A 17,628-nucleotide genomic window follows, 5' to 3' on the forward strand; every position below is an offset into this window, starting at 1 on the left:
GCCAATGTGCCAGGGTGCCAATGTGCCAGGGTGCCAATGTGGCGTCCGGCTTTAGCCGGACCTGCGGGTGCGGAGGGTCCGCGCGCGGGTCCAGGCCTCGTCGGGGATCGAGAGGCTCGTTCCGCATTCCTTGCACACACAAATTTTCAGCTTGGCGTGGGCGTGGGCGACGGTGAGTTCGCTGCCGCAGACCGGGCAATCGGGAACGAGTTCACACAGCTCGGGCGTTTCCTCGGCAGACATTGCCTTATCCTCGCCGAGAATTGAATATGTTTGCAACCGTACAAAGTTCCTAACCCATTGATTTCTAATTAGTTAGCTCATCCGTTCAGCGAGACGCGCCGCGCATAGTCCGGCTAAAGCCGGACGCCACATTGGCACATTGGCATCCTGGCACCCTGGCACCCTAGGCACCCCTAGGCACCTTAGGCACCTTAGGCACCTTAGGCACCTTAGGCACCCTAGGCACCTTAGGCACCATAATGTCGTCCCGTGCGTTGTTTCGTCTTCGTCCTGGCCTTCGCCCTTTCCTCCTGCTCCCCCACTCCGTCCCGGCCCCGCGACGTGGTGGCCGAAACGCGCGAGGTCGGGAACTGGCAAGGCCGCGGCTCTGCCAGCATTGGCGACATCCCCAGCGAAACCGGGCGCTTCCGCATCCACTGGGAAACGAGCAACGAGTCGCCCGCCGGTGCCGGCACCTTCAAGCTGACCATGCGTAGCGCCATCAGCGGCCGGCCCCTGCAACTGGTCGCCGATCACAAAGGGGTGGGCGCTGGGACCGTTGACTTTGACGAAGGCCACCGGACCTACGATTTCCTCGTGGAATCGGCCAATCTGGACTGGAAGTTCCGGGTCGATGAGACGACCGGCAGCTATGCCAGGCAACCCTGAAGGGTTGCTCCACCAGTGCCCGCCGAGCGGTAATTTTGAGTATCCTTTACGGGTGCCACACAGTCCTTTTTCCCGTCTTGTCTTGATCCTGTTTGCCCTGGCGGCGGTGGCGGCGTGCCGCACCGGCTCGGGCGGCGCCCAACCCACGACACAAATCCTGCAACCCGGCGCGCCTGGGCAGGAGACCAAGGCGATTGGCGTGGCCGCGGCCACCGACCTGTCGAAGGTCCAGTTCACGGCCGCTGACGTGAAGTTCATGCAGGGCATGATCGGCCACCATGCGCAGGCCGTCGAGATGGTCGCGCTGATCCCGTCGCGCACCGAGAACCAGTACATGAAGATGCTCGGCCAGCGCATCGACGTCTCGCAGGAAGACGAGATCAACATGATGCGCGGCTGGCTGAAGGCGCGCGGCCAGGAGATTCCCGGCCCCCATGCGCATCACGAGCCCGGCGGCATGATGCCCGGCATGCTGACCAGCGAAGAAATGACCGCGCTCGCCGCCGCCAAGGGCGTGGAGTTCGACCGCCTGTTCCTGCTCGGCATGATCAAGCACCACATGGGCGCGATCACGATGGTGGATGAGCTGTTCAAGACGCCGGGCGCCGGCCAGGACGGCGAGATTTTCGCGTTCGCGTCGGATGTCGATTCCGATCAGCGCATGGAGATTGACCGCATGGGTGCAATGCTCAAGGAGCTTCAGAAATGAGATCGGTTGCCACGAAAGTCCTCGCGCTCTCCGTCTTCGTCCTCTCGATCGTGGCCGCCGGACAGGCCCAGCAGAAGCCCATGGATCCGAAGGATCCGCGCACGGGCCTGAAAGCCGGCGTGCGCGACGCCGGCGTGGCCGCCATGGGCATGGAGCTCGTCTCGACGCGGCCCCGCGCCGAAGGCTTCTACGATCCGAAGAACCCGGCCGGTGAAGCCATGCCGGCCGAACGCCCAGCCGGCGCACCCGCCCCACCAGCCCCACCCGCCCCACCGGCCCCACCCGCCCCACCAGCCCCAGGCGCAGCCGCAAGGCCGCCGGCCGGTCCGGGCGCGCTCGACTTCGCCAACTCCGACATCGCCTTCAGCGGCCAGCGCATGGTGATCGGCAACTTCCACGGCTTCAACGCCTACTCCATCGAAAACGCGAGAAGCCCGCGGCTGCTGGCCTCGGTCGTCTGCCCCGGCGGCCAGGGCGACGTCTCGATCTACGGCAACCTGCTGTTCATGTCGGTCGAGCAGACGCGCGGCCGCATCGACTGCGGCGTGCAGGGCGTGGAAGAGCCGATCAGCAAGGAACGCTTCCGCGGCGTCCGCATCTTCGACATCACCGACATCACTAGTCCGAAGCAGATTGCGGCGGTGCAGACCTGCCGCGGCTCGCACACCCACACCCTGGTGCCGAAAGACAAGGAGACGCTCTACGTCTACGGCTCGGGCACCGGCGGCGTGCGCTCGGGTGAAGAACTGGTCGACTGCTCGGGCGGCGACCCCGTGGCCAACCCCAACACCGCGCTCTTCAGCATTGACGTGATCGAAGTGCCGCTCGGCGCCCCCGAGAAGGCCCGCGTCGTCAACCGCCCGCGCATTTTCGCCGACGACAAGAGTGGCGAGATTGCCGGCCTGTTCCCGGGCGGCGACCACGGCCCCGGCACGCAGCGCACCAGCACCACCAACCAGTGCCACGACATCACGGTGTTCCCCGAAGTGGGCCTGGCGGCCGGCGCCTGCTCGGGTAACGGCATCCTGCTCGACATCTCGGACCCGGCCAACCCGAAGCGCCTCGACCACGTCAGCGACAAGAACTTCGCCTACTGGCACTCGGCCACATTCAACAACGACGGCACCAAGGTGATCTTCACCGACGAGTGGGGCGGCGGCACGCGGCCCCGCTGCCGCGCCACCGACCTGCCCAACTGGGGCGCCAACGCCATCTTCGACATCGTCGACAAGCCGGGCCCCGCCGGCGCGGACTCGGCGCCGGTGGGTGGCAAGAAGATGACGTTCGGCGGCTACTACAAGATGCCGGCGGCGCAGACCGACACCGAGAACTGCGTCGCGCACAACGGCTCGCTCATCCCGGTGCCCGGCCGCGACATCATGGTGCAGGGCTGGTACCAGGGCGGCGTCTCGGTGTTCGACTTCACCGATTCGGCGAACCCGGTCGAGATTGCCTACTTCGACCGCGGCCCGCTCGATGCCGTCAACCTGATCGTCGGCGGCTACTGGTCAACCTACTGGTACAACGGCAACATCTACGGTTCGGAGATCTCGCGCGGCATGGACATTTTCAAGCTGGTGCCGACCGCGCACCTGTCGCAGAACGAGATCGATGCCGCCATCCAGTGGCGCACCAACGAGTTCAACGCGCAGAACCAGCCGCTGGTGAAGTTCGACCCGACGTCGGTCGTGGCGCGGGCGTACCTCGATCAGCTGAACCGGACCAAGGGCATTTCGGCCGAGCGCGCCCGGGCGGTGGCCGACGGCCTCGCGAAGGTTGATGAACTGCGCACCGGTAAGGAGCGCAACGCCGCCACCGCGCTCGCCGGGCTCGACGCCGTGGCCGCGCAGGTCGCTGCGGATGCCAAGAGCGCCACGGGCCGCGACGCCATGCGTTTGCAAGCGTTGTCCGACACGTTGAAGGGCCGCACGGCGCGGTTGCGATAAATGCTTCGCACGGAAGCACTGAAACACGGAAACCCCATACCTATGGTCTGACCGTGTTTCCGTGCTTCGGTGTTTCGGTGTGATGTTTTTGTGTTCGAGGAGTTACTCATGAGAATTGCGAAGACCCTGGCCGCAGTCGCCGTTGTCGCCCTGTCGCTGCACGTAACCGGACAGGCACAACAGCCGGCCACGCCGGCGCAGCCGCCCGCAACACCTGCCGCGGCCACGCCGCCCCAGCAGGAGCCGGATCCCGTACCGCCCGACAACCTGCCGCGGCCGTCGACCACCGACCCGCGCGCCAACCTCAAGCCAGGCGGCCCGGGACAGAAGGCGGCCGAGGCCGCCTGGAACATCGAGTTGGTGTCGAACCTGCCGAAGCCGGATGGCTTCTTCGACCCGGCCATGCCGCTCGGCACGCGTCCGCCTGAGCCGCCACCGGTGGCCGAAGGGACGCCGCCCACGCCGCCCAACCCGAACCAGCTCGCGTACACCAACTCGGACCTGGCGTTCAGCGGCAATCACGTGATCGTGGGCAACTACCACGGCTTCAACACCTACAACATCGAGCGCGCCAACCGGCCGCAGTTGATCGCGTCGGTGGTCTGCCCCGGCGGCCAGGGCGACGTCTCGACGTGGGGCCACTTGCTGTTCATGTCGGTGGAACAGACGCGCGGCCGTCTCGACTGCGGCCTGCAGGGCGTGGTGCCGCCGGTCAGCAACGAACGGTTCCGCGGCGTGCGGATCTTCGATATTTCCGACTTGAAGAATCCGAAGCAGGTGGCGGCCGTGCAGACGTGCCGTGGCTCGCATACCCATACGCTGGTGCCCGATCCGAAGGACAAGTCGCGCATCTTCCTGTATGCGTCGGGCACCGGCGGCGTGCGCTCCGGCGAAGAGCTCGCCGGCTGCTCGGGCAAGGACGCCAAAGAGGATCCCAACACCTCGCTGTTCAGCATCGACGTGATCGAGGTGCCGCTCGCCACGCCTGAGAAGTCGCGCGTCGTCAACCAGCCGCGCATCTTCATGAGCGACACCGGCAACATCGCCGGCCTGTGGCAGGGCGGCGACCACGGCCCGAACACGCAGCGGTCGCGGCTGACCAACCAGTGCCACGACATCACGGTCTACTCCGAAATGGGGCTGGCCGCGGGCGCCTGCTCGGGCAACGGCATCCTGATGGACATTCGCGATCCGCAGAACCCGAAGCGCCTCGATTTCGTGACCGACCCCGGGTTCGCCTACTGGCACTCGGCCACCTTCAACAACGACGGCACCAAGGTGCTGTTCACCGACGAGTGGGGCGGCGGCGGCCGTCCGCGCTGCCGCGCGGTCGATCCGCTGACCTGGGGCGCCAACGCCATTTATGACATCGTCGACAACAAGATGGTGCACAAGGGCTACTTCAAGATGCCGGCGGCCCAGACCGAGCAGGAGAACTGCGTCGCCCACAACGGCTCGCTCGTGCCGGTCCCCGGCCGCGACATCATGGTACAGGCGTGGTACCAGGGCGGCCTGTCGGTGTTCGACTTCACCGATTCCGCGAATGCGAAAGAGATCGCGTACTTCGATCGCGGTCCGATCAACGGCGAGGCGATGCTGTCGGGCGGTTACTGGTCGACCTACTGGTACAACGGCAGCATCTACGGCGCGGAAATGGCGCGCGGCATCGACGTGTTCCGCCTGAAACCAAGCGAGCACCTGTCGCAGAACGAGATCGATGCGGCCATGCAGTTCCGCCTGCAGGAGTTCAACTCGCAGAACCAGCCCAAGGTGGTGTGGCCGGCGTCTTCGTCTGTCGCCAAGGCTTACCTGGATCAGCTGAACCGCACCAAGGGCATCTCGGCCGCGCGCGCCAGCGCCGTGCTGAGCAACCTGTCGAAGGTCGATTCGCTGCGCACCGGCAAGGAACGCAACGCCGCCGAAGCGCTGAGCGCGCTCGACGCGGTGGCGGCACAGGTCGAGGGCGACGCCAAGTCGGCCACCGGCCAGGACGCCAGGCGCCTGGCGGCATTGGCCGAAACGCTCAAGGGCCGCGCCGCGGCGCTCCGCTAGATACCGCACAAGTGGAGGCAAGGGGCCGCCTCAAAAGGGCGGCCCCTTTTCTTGTACGGCGTTCGCTCCCTTGACTATCGGTAGCCTCAGATGGTGATTAATGGTAGTCTAAACACGTGACCGATGGTAGCCTAAAGGCCGCATACCGCAGCCGCGTAGTTGACCACGAGGTGGATGCCTTACTCACCGACCTGCCGGCACTGTCCCTCGAGGGAGCCAAGGCGGTCGGGAAGACGCAGACCGCGATTCGCCGCTCGGCGACAATCTATCGACTCGACGATGGCGCACAACGATCCGTCGCCAGCGCCGACCCGGGCAGGTTGACCCACGGCCGTCGGCCCATTCTCATTGACGAGTGGCAGCGATTACCCGAGTCCTGGGATGTCATTCGCCGTGCGGTGGACCAGGACCAAACGGCTGGCCAATACCTCCTCACGGGCTCAGCCACGCCCTCACAGCCCACCCATTCCGGCGCCGGCCGAATCGTGAGCGTACGAATGCGTCCCATGACGCTCATGGAGCGCGGGGTCGCCACGCCGAGTGTCAGCCTGGCCGCACTGTTGTCGGGCCAACGAGGCCCGGTCGATGGCGAATCCGATGTGTCCCTTGAAACTTACGCGAGCGAACTGGTCGCCTCAGGGTTTCCAGGTCTCAGGGGCTTGACCGGCCGGGCGCAACGCGCACAGCTCGACGGCTACATCACGCGCATCGTCGAGCGGGATTTCGAGGAGCTCGGTCATCGCATCAGAAATCCGGCCGCCCTTCGGCGGTGGATGACGGCCTACGCCGCCGCGAGCTCGACGACGGCAACCTACGAGACAATTCGCGACGCCGCGACAGGCGGCGAAGCGGACAAGCCCGCCAAGACCACCACCCAACCCTATCGCGACACGCTGGAGCGCCTCTGGATCATCGACGCCGTGCCCGCCTGGCTGCCTGTCCGAAACCCGATCGCACGGTTGACCGCGGCACCCAAGCACCAACTGGCGGATCCTGCGTTGGCCGCCCGCCTGCTCGGTGCGGATGTCGATGCCCTCCTCGACGCCCGCCCCGTCGGCCCGCCCATGCCCAGGGACGGCGCCCTTCTCGGCCACCTGTTCGAGTCGCTCGTGACTCTCGATGTGCGCGTGTTCGCACAGGCGGCTGAAGCGTCCGTCAAACACCTGCGAACCCGCATTGCGCAACACGAAGTGGACCTGATTGTCGAGCGCGGCGACCACCGCATCGTGGCCATCGAGGTGAAGCTGGGGCAACGCGTCGATGACGGCGACGTCAGGCACCTGCGATGGCTCGCGGAGCAGATCGGTGATGACCTGCTCGATGCCGTGGTCATCACGACGGGGCGAACCGCTTATCGGAGGCCCGATGGCATTGCCGTCGTTCCGGCGGCACTGCTGGGGCCCTAGCGGAAACGGGGGAAACGGGGCCTGGCACGGTTACATCGGTTTCTGTTGCAGATCCTGCCATGTGTGCAGGAATTGCAACAGAAACGGTTGTAACGTGCCAGGCCCCGTTACTTTATGAAGACGCGATTCAGCACGGCCGCCAGGCGCACGCCGGCCAGCGCCAGCCGTTCATCGATCACGCCGATGTGCTTCTGGTAGTACGCCTCATCGATGTTGGTGTCGGTCGGCACCAGCGCCGTCTTGCCAAGCGCCCACGACTGCTCCGCCCAATCCTTCGGCGTGCCCACCGGTTGCTGGAACCAGCCCTTCTGCTTGATCAGCGATTCGAGCGCGGCCGCATACGCTCGACCACTCAGGTCGCGGCGCGCGATCAGCCGGCTGTCCCACACCGAGTGCAGGTTGCACGGCAGCGGCGGTCGTTTCGGATCGTTGCCGGCCCTCGACCAGCTCGGGCCGGTCCCGAGCGGAGTCGAGGGACCGCAATTCGAGTTGCCGAACACGCGGACGATCACGTCGTTGCCACCGCGGCCCACGCCGAGCGCATGAAACGGCTGGTGCAGGTCGCCAATGGAGTGGACCAGATACTTGAGCGCCGTCGCGCGATCGGCGCGATCGAGCTTCGTGTCCGCCGTGCGCTGTTCGAAGTAGGTGATGCGATCGACGATGCAGTCGCGCCAGGTGTCACCGCGGGAGCCGGCGGCGACGCCGGGCTGGCGTTGACAGTCGCGGTCACGATCGTAGCCGGCGGCCGTCGGCGGGATGTTGAGGTAATGCCAGGTCGCCGTCTGCTGTAGATCGGTGATCTGCGCATCGGCCCAGTTCGAGACGTCGGCAAGGCTCTGGCCGTCGAGCAGCCAGTTCACGTTTTGCGCAGCCGTCCGCGACAGGTGCTTGGCCGCGACCAGGCCGACCAGGCGGTGGCCCTGCCCGCCCCAGGCCTGCAGCGACGGCCACGAGCACACGACCGCCACGACCACACCAATCGCTGCAATTCTGGTTCGCATCATCGCTCCTGAGTATACGGTCGCCTGAGCCGGCGGTCCCGTCTGTCTGGTTCCAATCTTGCAAAGCCTTCCGCTATGAACGTTCTAATTCAAGGGGGCTTTGTGAAATTCATGGTGCGTGCAGCGCTAGTGCTGCTGATTCTGGGTAGTGCGGCCAAGCCGGCGTCGGCCGATTGGTTGTTCACGCCGTATGTCGGCGTCGTGTTTGGCGGTTCCGCCAACAACTTCAACGTCAACGATTTGTCGGATGAGTTCGAGCAGCGGTTCAGCTTTGGTGGCGGCCTCACCTGGATGGGCAACGGCATGGTTGGGCTGGAAGTGGACTACCACCTTGCTCCGAACTTCTACCAGATCACGGGAGGCACTGAGAACATCGCGCTGTTCGACCTGGACTCGAGCGTCCAGACGTTGATGGCCAACTTCGTCCTTGGCGCTCCCATCGGCGGCACGTCGGGTCCCGGCGTGCGGCCCTATGCGGTGGCCGGCATTGGCCTGATGCGCGCCACCCTGAGCGGCGCTGACGACCTGTTCGACAACTTGAGCCAGAACGAACTGGGCGTCAACGTCGGCGGCGGCGTGCACGTGTTCTTCAGCGACAACATTGGCCTGCGCGGCGACGCGCGCTACTTCCGCGCGCTGGAGAAGGGCGACGACGGCGGGCGGGACCTGGACTTCGAAGATTTCGACTTCTGGCGTGCCACGCTCGGCGTGACGTTCCGCTTCGGCAGCTAACCGTAGGGGCGCACTTTAGTGCGCCCGTTCTTGTAGGGGCGCACTTTAGTGCGCCCCTACGCGCTCACGGTGCCTGCACCAGGCCCATGCCGCGATCGGCCGGCAAGGTGTTGGGGGCGAAGCCGACGCGCGTGGCCGAGGCCAACAAGTTACCGGTCACGGCTGCGGCCGTGGCCACGCCTTCGGCGACCAGCTTCTGGCGCCACAACGCGGCGATGCCGGCGACGTGCGGGGTCGCCATGCTGGTGCCATTCATCGACTGCAGTCCCCCGCCGGGTTTGGCGGATGGAATGCTCACGCCCGGCGCGCACAAGCGCGGAAAGCGATTCGAGAACCGCGCGATCGCGAAGCCCGCGGCCGACGGCTCAATGGCCCCCACCGACACCACGCCATCGGCTGCGGCCGGCACCGACACGCCAATGGGAATGGGCGGCGTCAGGTCGTGCCGGCTCTCGTTGCCCGAGGCGGCCACCACCACGGCATCGCGCCCGAACGGTTCGCCGTGCCTGATGATGCCCATGAGCGCGTCGAACATCCGCAGGTTGGCGCGGTACGCTTCGAGCGCTTGCGAGGTCGCCATGTTGACCGGCATCCGCTTCGCCAGTTCCTGCACGAGCCCGGGAAAATCAAAACCCAGCGACATCGAGATCACGTTGGCCTGATTCTGGCTCGCCCACAGCATGGCGTCGAACAGCCCCTGGGACGAGCCCGTGCCGTTGTTGCCCAGCACCTTGCCGATCAAGGCGCTAGTGACGCCGCGGGCGACGCCAATTCGAGAGCCCGCCACATCACGGCCGAAGATCGTGCCGGCACAGTGGGTGCCGTGGCCGTTGATGTCGCCATTGCCATCGCCCGAGAAGTCCCGCTGCTCGAGGGTGACCCCCGCGAACGCCGCGTGGCTGGCATCGATGCCGGTATCGAGCACGGCGACCGTCACGCCGCTGCCGTCAAAGGTCGACTCGTCGGCCCGCACGGCCGACAGTCCCCATGCCGGGGTCGCCGCCGGGAGGGCCTCGGCCAGGCCCACCGGATCGATCAGCCGGGTCGGCATGACCAGGGCCATGGCCTGCACTTCTGGATCGCGACGCAGTTCGGAGGCCTCGTCCGTGTTCAGGTCGGCGACGGCCAGCCTGATGGCCGGCGGCTCGGGCGCGGCACCAAGAGTTTCAGCATGGGAGTGAGGACCGGCCGACTTGCTCCGGGCCGGCGGGGGGACACGCAGCAGGACATAGCGGTTCATCCAACTGATAGACGGCCCGGTTCCCCCGTTTCCCCGCGGCCGGCACTTTCCTTTGACAATTCTGTCATCTCGGGAGGGGTGGGCGAGGTTGCCGAAATGTCTGATTCGCGGCACTATGAAGCCGAAGTCGCACGTCCGTGGTAACTTGCGAGGAACTACTCCTACTTAACCATTTGTTATTTTGCGGCGGTATCGATGATTTGGTTATATGAACGCGGTCCGGAAGTCCTCCGCATCGAGACACGATTCGACCAGGCTTCTAGCGAGTTTGAACTGATTTGGCACCGACCCGATGGCAGCAGCGAGGCCGAGCGGTTTACCACCGAGGCCACCTTCCGGGCACGGCTCGAAAGCGTTGAGGCGGCCCTCAAGTCCGATCACTGGAACATCAACGGCTCACCGCAAATTTTGACGGCCGGCTGGAAAGACGCGACCGACCGGTCCAAGATGAACTAGCGCGCGTCGCCCTGGACGTTGCCCAATGAACGGGCCGGATGGTATAGTCATGGTTTCCCGCACCGTCATCGGACGTGACTGTGCGACCCACCCTCAAGTGGGCCCGTAGCTCAATTGGCAGAGCAGCAGACTCTTAATCTGTTGGTTCTCGGTTCGACTCCGAGCGGGCTCACCAGCTCTTCCTCCAATCGTTTCAGTCACTTGCGAGCGCGGATCGCCTGATCGCACGCCAGAATCGAACCGGCGCGAGCACCGAAGTCACTCCTCGCCCCTTCTCGGAATCGGTTATTCTGTCGCCATGGGTCCGCACGTCAGTATCGACATCGACCAGCACACCGCCGACGTGCTCGAGGTGCGGGCCGCGGAACTCGGCATGACGGTTCCCCAGCTGATCGCTGAACTGGCGGCACTCGACAGCACGCCGCGTGACGCCGAGGCCGACGAGATCGCCGAACTCGATCGCCGCGCTGCCACGGCTACGCCAGACTCGCGGGTTCCCCAGGAGCGCGTCGTGCAGTGGCTCCGGACGTGGGGCACGCCCGGGTTCCGACCGTGGCCGGACCAGTAGAGATCGAGTGGTCGCTCGACGCGCTCGCCGATCTCGATCGATTCGCCGTGTTCCTGCACGAGAAGTTCCCGGAACTCGCAGCGCGCGTCGCCGGTGAGCTGATCACCCGCACCGACGTGCTCCGTCGGCATCCACAGTTGGGACGCCCAATCGGGGATCGCCACGAGTACCGGGAAATTGTGCTGACGGTGCTCGGTGGAATGTACGCCCTTCAGTACCGTTACGACGGGAGTTCCGTCCTGATGCTGCGCGTCTTCCACGGCCGCGAGCTGCGGTAACCGCCGCACGCCACGTCAGGCGGTCCGACGAAGCCCATCCAGGCGACGGAGCCACTTGGCAACTTGGTTCCAAGTGGTGAAATTCTGGCTCACCATTCGACTCCAAGACAACCTTGCCTGCGGCTAGCCGGAGGTTCGCTCATGGCCAACCCCGACAAGTGTTTCCTCCCGACAAGAAGTGCCCTCCCGACAAGAAGTGCCCTCCCGTCTATGTCATGTAAGTAATCTCCTCCCGAAACTCCCCGTCATCGTCCTGCCACAATCGGCGGATGGCGCCACACTCGCAGGTACTGACCGAGACCGGCGGATAGTCGGGTTCCACATCGTCGTGCCGCCACTCGTGCACATGAGCCGGCGCCTTCGGCGCGAGCGGATCCTTAAGCTCATCCATCAGGTTCAACTCCAGAAACCGGAACAGGCCTTGCAGTGTAGACGGCAGCGCCGTCGTGGGGACGGCGCGTGGAACATATTTGGCAGAACAGGACATTGAAATGACAACCGGAAACACTTTGCAGGCCGTATTGGCCGCCGTTCTCGTCTCGACGCTCACCGCGGGTTGCGGGGCCACCTGGCGCGGCGCGAAGGCCGATACTGAAAAGGCCGTCGAAAACACCGGTGGCGCGCTTCAAACCATGGACGTCAAGTCGTCCCTGATCGCCGACGGCCGCGTTGACACCGCCGACATCAACGTCGACACCAGCGCCAGCACCAAGACCGTGGTTCTCAAGGGTTCAGTCCCGACCGCCGAGATGCGCACCATCGCCGAGGCCATTGCCCGCGAACAGGCCAAGGGCTACACGATCAACAACCAGCTGACGGTCGTGCCCAAGTAGCACGCTTACGGTTCTCATAAAAGGGGAGCAGGTCCCTTTTTCACTCCGTTGACAACCCGAAGTGCTGCACCAGATATTCCGGATAACTTTGATGCAGCGCGAGGAACAGTTCGTTGATCAGGTTGAGCGCGCCGCGGACGGCGTAGTCATGGTTGGTGCCGCGAATGGTCACGGTAAGGGACCAATCGCCCTTGCGGACCGCGCTCGCGAGACGGGCGCGGCGGGCATCCATGCGCTTATGCGCCGGCTGATCGCGCGTCGATCGGCCGGCGACCAGCCCTTTCAGTTCGGCCGACATCCCCGGCGTCTCGACGCCGGGGAATAACGCCGGAAAGGCCAGCACGCCGCGGCGCGCATCGTAGTGCGCGCGCATGGGCCGTCGTAGCAACCACAGGAACTGGTACTCGACGCGACCGCGCGCACCAGACGTGGCGCGAAAGCCGCGGAACACGCCGCGGTCCGCATACCGCTGCAACGCCTTCGACACCGGATCGGTCACGCCGCGGCGCCTAGTGGTAGTACGACATCAGGCCGGGTTCGACCTTGCCGATCATGCCGGGCGGGTACTTCGCGCGATCCCAGAATTCCTTCCGCCCCTGGCAATTAATCACCGCCGGCTTGCCCTCCCGCGCCGCCACCTGGTAAGCCCGCGCCAGCGCCGGCGTGAAGTCGGCCGCCTTCGTCACGTACTCCCCGTGCCCGCCGAGCGACTCGGCCAGCTTGTCGTAGCGCAGGTTCTCCTGGAACAAGTGGATCGGCAGCGCCTTCGGCTCGTTCTGCGCGCCGGTCCACGTGCCCCACGCGTTGTTGTTGTAGACGATCGCCACGACCGGCAGCTTGTACTTGGCCATGGTGTCGATCTCCATGGCGGTGTAGCCGAACCCCGCATCCCCAGTGATGCAGATGATCGGATGGCCCTTGTAAGCGGCCTGCGGCCCCACGCCCAGCTGCACGGCGGCCGCGACGCCGACGGCATAGCCCAGGTCCGGTCCGATGGCGCCGTACTGATAGGCGCCGTTCATGATCTGCCCGGGACGAAACGCGCGCAGCTCGCGCCGAACGAACCGGGCAATGCCGTAACCACCCGAGGCCACCGTAGTCTGCTCGCGCGGCAGGTTGCCGCGATAGAGGAAGTCGCCGAGCTGCTTGGCAATCACCGCCGGATGCACCGCGTCGGTGTAGCCGAGTCCGGTCTTGTAGTACTCGGCGTTCTGATCCTCGAAGCGCTTCCGCGCCGCGGCCACCTCGGCGAGCCACGCGTCGTGCTTCATGGCCGGCACCGCGTCGGCGAGCGCCTCGAGCGCCGCCCGCTCACAACTGACCATGCCCAGGTCGATCGGCAGGTTGCGGCCCAGGTCCTCGTGCGCCTGGTCGATGCGGATGTACTTGGCATCGGGACCAAAGGCGAACTCGCCCACGGTCGGCATGCAGTGCTGCCCGACCAGGATCACCAGGTCGGCGCTCGGGAGCGCCGCCGGCGCGGCATTGGCCGAGAGCGGGCTGGCGTCCGAGAACTGCCCTTTCATGGCGCCCGACTCCACCACCGGGATCTGCGCCTTCTCGGCCAGCCGCTTCAGCGCATCCCACGCCTTGGCATAAAAGACGCCGTTGCTCGAGACGATCATCGGCCGTTCGGCCTTGCGGATCAGGTCCACCGCGGTGCCGATGTCCTTCGCCGACGGGTGCGGCCGCGAGTCGGTGCGGTAGCGGGCCTTGTCGTGGAAGAACTCGAGCTCGCTCGCGTCCTTGAACCGCGCCGACGCGACTTCGGCGGGAAAATCGAGGTGCACCGGCTTCGGCACGCCGCTCTTTAATTGCCGGAACGCCGTGGCGGTGTACTCGTGCACGCGGCGCGGCACGATCAACCGCTTGCCGTACTTCTTCATGCCCTCGGTGGTCGGCTGCTGGTAGGCGAGCTGAATGGCCGCCTCGGTGTCTTCCATCGCGATCGACATGTTGCTGGCGACGATCAGCAGCGGCGTGCGGGCCGCATTGGCGCAGGCAATGGCGCAAATCATGTCGGTGAACCCGGGACCTTCGGTGCCCGAGGCCACGGCAATCTCGCCGGTGACGCGGATAAACGCATCCGCCGCATGCGCCATCGACCCCTCGTGACGCCCGCCGTAGGCCGGGATGCCGCTGGCGGCCAGCGCGTGGACGATGCCGTAGTTGCCGGGGCAGGCAAAGAGCGCCGCGACCCCCTCTTCCTTGCACGCGCGCGCAAACACCTGCGCGCCGGTCATGGGGAATTCGAAGCTCACCGGCTTCGCCGCCGTGGCCGCCGCAAACTCCGCCGGCACCCGAATGGGGGCGACCGCGCCCGCCGCCAGCTGAGCCGCGGTTTGCGCAGAGGCCTCGGTGCCGCGACCGGTCAGGGCCGCCGCCGCGGTGGCGCCGGCTCCGGCGACCGCTTTTTGGAGGAAATTCCGCCGGCTCTGGTCGGGCTTGCGGGTGACACGCTTGGGCATGGGGCTCCTGTTGGGCTCGCGGCTGCAGAGAGTGCGCAGAGAATATGGTGGCGCGCCGGGCCGGTCAAGCCTTGCGACTGTCCAATACAGCACAGACACGGCCCGCCAGCCCTGCCATGTTTGCTCAGGTACCCAATGCTCGGATTCACAGTCGGCGCGGCGACGACACCTGCTCCGAACCCGGCCGTCGGGAGCGACATCCGGGACCGCTACACGACCCTGCTCGACTCGATCGGCGATGGCTTCTGCGTGCTCGAGAAGGTCGCGGTACCCAACGGTGAGCCCCCGGACTATCGCTACACTGAGGTCAACTCGGCGTTCGTTACCCACACGGGCGTTGCCAACGTGCTCGGCCGCACCATGCGCGAAGTAATGGGCGCTGAATGCGACAGCTGGTTCCCGATCTGGGACGCCGTGCTGAACACCGGCAAGCCGATGCGGTTCGAGCAGGAGTTCGTCGGCATGGGCCTCTGGCTCGAGCTCTACGCCTTCCGCGTGAACGATCAGCCGCGGCGCGGCGTGGGCGTCCTGTTCAAGGACGTCACCGCCCGCAAGCACGCCGACGGGTTGTTGCGCGACAGCGAAGAACGCTACCGGCGGCTGTTCGAGTCGGCCAAGGACGGCATCCTGATCCTCGACTTCGCGACCGGCGTGATCATCGACGCCAATCCGTACATGACCGAGTTAATCGGCTACTCCGCCGGCGAGCTCGCCGGCAAGGAGCTGTGGCAGATTGGCCTGTTCGCCGACAAGGCCGGCAGCGAAGCGGCGGTGCAGCAGCTGCGGGAGCAGGGCTACATCCGCTTCGAGAACCTGCCGCTCCAGTCCAACCGCGGCCGCACGGTCGAGGTCGATGTCGTCGGCAACGCCTACCGCGAGCACCGGCACAAGGTGATCCAGTGCAACATCCGGGATATCTCCGAACGCTGCGCGCTCGAACGCACCATGCACGCCCATGCCGAGGCGCTGGCCGCGATCGATCGGCGCAAGGACGAGTTTCTCGCCATGCTCAGCCACGAGCTGCGCGCGCCGCTGGCGCCAATCGTCAGCGCGGCGCAGCTCCTGCGCCTGCGGGAGAACGAAGGGCTGGTCGAACGGCAGGCCTGCATGATCATCGAGCGCCAGGTCGGGCAGCTCAAGTACCTGGTTGACGACCTGCTGGAAGTGTCGCGCATCACCCACGGCAAGGTGCACCTGCGATCCGAACCGGCGGTGCTGAACACGATCATCGGACTGGCCGTGGAGGCAGTGACCCCGCTCATCGAATGGCGCCATCACCAGCTCACGGTGGCCCTGCCGGCGGAGCCGATTGGCCTCACCGGTGACGCCGCGCGGCTCGAGCAGGTCGTGGTCAACCTGCTGACCAATGCCGCCAAGTACACCGACGAAGGTGGCCGCATCTGGCTGAGCGTGGACCTCGAGAACGACACGGCGGTGCTGCGGGTGCGCGACAACGGCATTGGCATCAGCGCCGACCTGATGCCGCACGTCTTCGATCTGTTCACGCAGGAGTCACGCTCGCTCGATCGGGCGCAGGGCGGCCTGGGCATTGGCCTGTCGCTCGTCCGCCGCCTGGTCGAGGCGCACGGCGGCACGGTGGCCGCGACCAGCGAGTTGGGACAGGGCAGCGAGTTCGTGGTGCGCCTGCCCCTCACGGCGCCCCCGCCCGTGCGGTCACTGCAGTCGCTGCCCAAGGCGACCGCGGCGTGCTGCCAGGTGCTGGTGGTCGACGACAGCGTCGACACGGCGGACAGCCTGGCGTTGTTGCTCTCGGTTTCCGGACACCGGGTCCGGACGGCCCACGACGGCCCCTCGGCGCTGGCCGCGATCGCGCAGGCGCCGCCAGATGCCGTGGTGATGGACATCGGCCTGCCCGGCATCGATGGTTATGAAGTGGCCCGCCGCGTGCGCCGGCGCCCTGGCACCGACAGCATGGTGCTGGTCGCGATGACGGGATACGGACAGGAGCGGGATCGCCAGATGGCCCGCGACGCCGGATTCAACCACCACCTGGTCAAGCCCGCCGACCTCGACGAGCTGCTGCGCATCCTTGCCGGGGTCACCGCAAGCGCGGCCTCGTGATCAGGCGCGAAGCGCAGTCCGGCCGGCTGGCCGGGTGGTGACGCGCGCGATCTCGGCAAACAGGAGTTCGCGCGGGATCGGCTTGGAGGCATAGCCGTCCATCAACGCCGCCTCGCATCGCTCGCGGTCAACGCGACAATCGGGGTATGACCGCCGCGCCCGGCCGCGATCCGCCGGATCTCGGCACTCGCCTGGACCCCGTCCATTTCCGGCATCGGCAAATCCATGAGGACCAGGTCGAAGGGTTCGCGCAGGTACGCCGCCACGGCGGTCTGGCCGTTGTCGGCGACCACCACGGTGTGGCCGGCGCGCTCCAGGAACCGCCGCGCGAGGCGGTGAGCATCATCAGCGCGGTCAGCTTGCGCCTGATCGAGAGCCGCCTGAAGCCAATCGCCGGCACACCCTCATTGCGACGCCAGGCTGAGCAGCTGGGAACTGATCTTCAATCCCGCCGCATCGGTTTGTCGACGGTTGACCTGGAAGCGCATCCGGTTGTCTTCGAGATAGACGCGAACCATGCCACCGTCGCGCAGGAAGCGGGCGGTCTCGCCGACGGTGAGTACCGGACCGCGGGTCCGGCGCAACACCGCCGCCGCTCCGTCTGGCGGCAGGTCGGCCAGATAGAGAAGGTCGCACCCGTCGGCCGTGCCGGCCAAGGCGAAGTCGCGCACTTCGACCGTCCGGCCGGCGACCAGTTTGCCGCGCACCGCCGCCGTGGCCGCGGCGGCGAGCGGGGCGTTGCCGGCCACGCAAATGGCCATGGGCCGGGACACCACGGGCCAGGTGACGAACTTGGTGAAGTTGAACAGGAACGCCGCCTTGACCTGCAGTTCGCTGACCGGCTGGCTGGCTGCGCTCGACGCCCCGCCGGCCAGGGCGACCGCTGTCACACCGGCCCAGAGAGCGGGACGAAGAGCGCGCGACAGGCGGGCGCCGATGGAAGCCATCGTCTCTGTCAGTTGA

18 protein-coding genes, 1 tRNA gene and 1 pseudogene are annotated in these 17,628 nt (G+C 66.2%); 12 read left to right on the top strand and 8 right to left on the bottom strand.

Features of this window, described 5'->3' with window-relative positions:
* Positions 1 to 51 precede the first annotated feature (51 nt).
* Positions 52 to 243: a hypothetical protein gene (locus Q8T13_14320; protein MDP3718935.1), complete on the bottom strand. Its 192-nt coding sequence runs from the start codon at positions 241 to 243 to the stop codon at positions 52 to 54.
* Between the two features lie 249 nt (positions 244 to 492).
* Here Q8T13_14320 and Q8T13_14325 point away from each other — a divergent pair, with 249 nt between their 5' ends.
* From Q8T13_14325 to Q8T13_14345, 5 genes are all read left to right on the top strand, one after another.
* Positions 493 to 891, top strand: coding sequence for a hypothetical protein (locus Q8T13_14325; protein MDP3718936.1), 399 nt, complete (start codon positions 493 to 495; stop codon positions 889 to 891).
* A gap of 82 nt (positions 892 to 973) precedes the next feature.
* On the top strand, positions 974 to 1,600 hold the full coding sequence (locus Q8T13_14330; GenBank protein MDP3718937.1) for a DUF305 domain-containing protein: 627 nt from the start codon (positions 974 to 976) through the stop codon (positions 1,598 to 1,600).
* Positions 1,597 to 3,546, top strand: coding sequence for a hypothetical protein (locus Q8T13_14335; GenBank protein MDP3718938.1), 1,950 nt, complete (start codon positions 1,597 to 1,599; stop codon positions 3,544 to 3,546). Before Q8T13_14330 ends, Q8T13_14335 begins: the two co-directional genes overlap by 4 nt.
* A gap of 108 nt (positions 3,547 to 3,654) precedes the next feature.
* The gene (locus Q8T13_14340) at positions 3,655 to 5,598 is read left to right on the top strand and encodes a hypothetical protein (protein ID MDP3718939.1); all 1,944 of its coding nucleotides are present in this window, start codon (positions 3,655 to 3,657) and stop codon (positions 5,596 to 5,598) included.
* 116 nt (positions 5,599 to 5,714) lie between these two features.
* Positions 5,715 to 7,004: a DUF4143 domain-containing protein gene (locus Q8T13_14345; GenBank protein ID MDP3718940.1), complete on the top strand. Its 1,290-nt coding sequence runs from the start codon at positions 5,715 to 5,717 to the stop codon at positions 7,002 to 7,004.
* A gap of 107 nt (positions 7,005 to 7,111) precedes the next feature.
* On the opposite strand, the gene Q8T13_14350 is transcribed toward Q8T13_14345, so the two are convergent.
* Positions 7,112 to 8,011 carry a S1/P1 nuclease gene (locus Q8T13_14350; protein MDP3718941.1) on the bottom strand — a complete coding sequence of 300 codons (900 nt, stop codon included), beginning with the start codon at positions 8,009 to 8,011 and terminating at the stop codon, positions 7,112 to 7,114.
* A 126-nt stretch (positions 8,012 to 8,137) separates the two neighbouring features.
* Between Q8T13_14350 and Q8T13_14355 the strand changes: the two genes are divergently transcribed.
* Positions 8,138 to 8,740, top strand: coding sequence for an outer membrane beta-barrel protein (locus Q8T13_14355; GenBank protein MDP3718942.1), 603 nt, complete (start codon positions 8,138 to 8,140; stop codon positions 8,738 to 8,740).
* Between the two features lie 64 nt (positions 8,741 to 8,804).
* Here Q8T13_14355 and Q8T13_14360 read toward each other — a convergent pair whose 3' ends face one another.
* On the bottom strand, positions 8,805 to 9,980 hold the full coding sequence (locus Q8T13_14360; GenBank protein ID MDP3718943.1) for a S8 family serine peptidase: 1,176 nt from the start codon (positions 9,978 to 9,980) through the stop codon (positions 8,805 to 8,807).
* A gap of 195 nt (positions 9,981 to 10,175) precedes the next feature.
* On the opposite strand from Q8T13_14360, the gene Q8T13_14365 reads away from it, so the two are divergent.
* The 4 genes from Q8T13_14365 (at position 10,176) to Q8T13_14380 (ending at position 11,282) form a co-directional block, all read left to right on the top strand.
* Positions 10,176 to 10,436 carry a hypothetical protein gene (locus tag Q8T13_14365; GenBank protein ID MDP3718944.1) on the top strand — a complete coding sequence of 87 codons (261 nt, stop codon included), beginning with the start codon at positions 10,176 to 10,178 and terminating at the stop codon, positions 10,434 to 10,436.
* Positions 10,437 to 10,535: 99 nt separating this feature from the next.
* Positions 10,536 to 10,611: transfer RNA gene (locus tag Q8T13_14370), tRNA-Lys, on the top strand.
* 123 nt (positions 10,612 to 10,734) lie between these two features.
* A complete protein-coding gene (locus Q8T13_14375) occupies positions 10,735 to 11,004 on the top strand; it encodes a hypothetical protein (protein ID MDP3718945.1) in 270 nt (89 codons plus the stop codon).
* Positions 10,989 to 11,282 (top strand): type II toxin-antitoxin system RelE/ParE family toxin, encoded by a 294-nt coding sequence (locus Q8T13_14380; GenBank protein ID MDP3718946.1) that lies wholly within the window; start codon positions 10,989 to 10,991, stop codon positions 11,280 to 11,282. The genes Q8T13_14375 and Q8T13_14380 overlap by 16 nt, the downstream gene beginning before the upstream one ends.
* Positions 11,283 to 11,490: 208 nt before the next feature.
* On the opposite strand, the gene Q8T13_14385 is transcribed toward Q8T13_14380, so the two are convergent.
* Positions 11,491 to 11,673: a hypothetical protein gene (locus Q8T13_14385; protein MDP3718947.1), complete on the bottom strand. Its 183-nt coding sequence runs from the start codon at positions 11,671 to 11,673 to the stop codon at positions 11,491 to 11,493.
* A gap of 130 nt (positions 11,674 to 11,803) precedes the next feature.
* On the opposite strand from Q8T13_14385, the gene Q8T13_14390 reads away from it, so the two are divergent.
* A complete protein-coding gene (locus tag Q8T13_14390; GenBank protein ID MDP3718948.1) occupies positions 11,804 to 12,115 on the top strand; it encodes a BON domain-containing protein in 312 nt (103 codons plus the stop codon).
* A 40-nt stretch (positions 12,116 to 12,155) separates the two neighbouring features.
* On the opposite strand, the gene Q8T13_14395 is transcribed toward Q8T13_14390, so the two are convergent.
* Both Q8T13_14395 and Q8T13_14400 read right to left on the bottom strand, forming a co-directional pair.
* Complete coding sequence (locus tag Q8T13_14395; protein ID MDP3718949.1) at positions 12,156 to 12,614, bottom strand: hypothetical protein; 459 nt, start codon at positions 12,612 to 12,614, stop codon at positions 12,156 to 12,158.
* 10 nt (positions 12,615 to 12,624) lie between these two features.
* Positions 12,625 to 14,583 carry a thiamine pyrophosphate-binding protein gene (locus Q8T13_14400; protein MDP3718950.1) on the bottom strand — a complete coding sequence of 653 codons (1,959 nt, stop codon included), beginning with the start codon at positions 14,581 to 14,583 and terminating at the stop codon, positions 12,625 to 12,627.
* Positions 14,584 to 14,718: 135 nt separating this feature from the next.
* Between Q8T13_14400 and Q8T13_14405 the strand changes: the two genes are divergently transcribed.
* Positions 14,719 to 16,665, top strand: coding sequence for an ATP-binding protein (locus tag Q8T13_14405; protein ID MDP3718951.1), 1,947 nt, complete (start codon positions 14,719 to 14,721; stop codon positions 16,663 to 16,665).
* Between the two features lie 101 nt (positions 16,666 to 16,766).
* On the opposite strand, the pseudogene Q8T13_14410 reads toward Q8T13_14405, so the two are convergent.
* Positions 16,767 to 16,997, bottom strand: a pseudogene (locus Q8T13_14410) (response regulator).
* Between the two features lie 72 nt (positions 16,998 to 17,069).
* Positions 17,070 to 17,612 (bottom strand): YfiR family protein, encoded by a 543-nt coding sequence (locus Q8T13_14415; GenBank protein MDP3718952.1) that lies wholly within the window; start codon positions 17,610 to 17,612, stop codon positions 17,070 to 17,072.
* Between the last annotated feature and the right edge of the window lie 16 nt (positions 17,613 to 17,628).

Source organism: Acidobacteriota bacterium (assembly GCA_030697165.1).
In the GTDB taxonomy this organism is placed as follows: Bacteria; Acidobacteriota; Vicinamibacteria; order Vicinamibacterales; family UBA2999; genus 12-FULL-67-14b.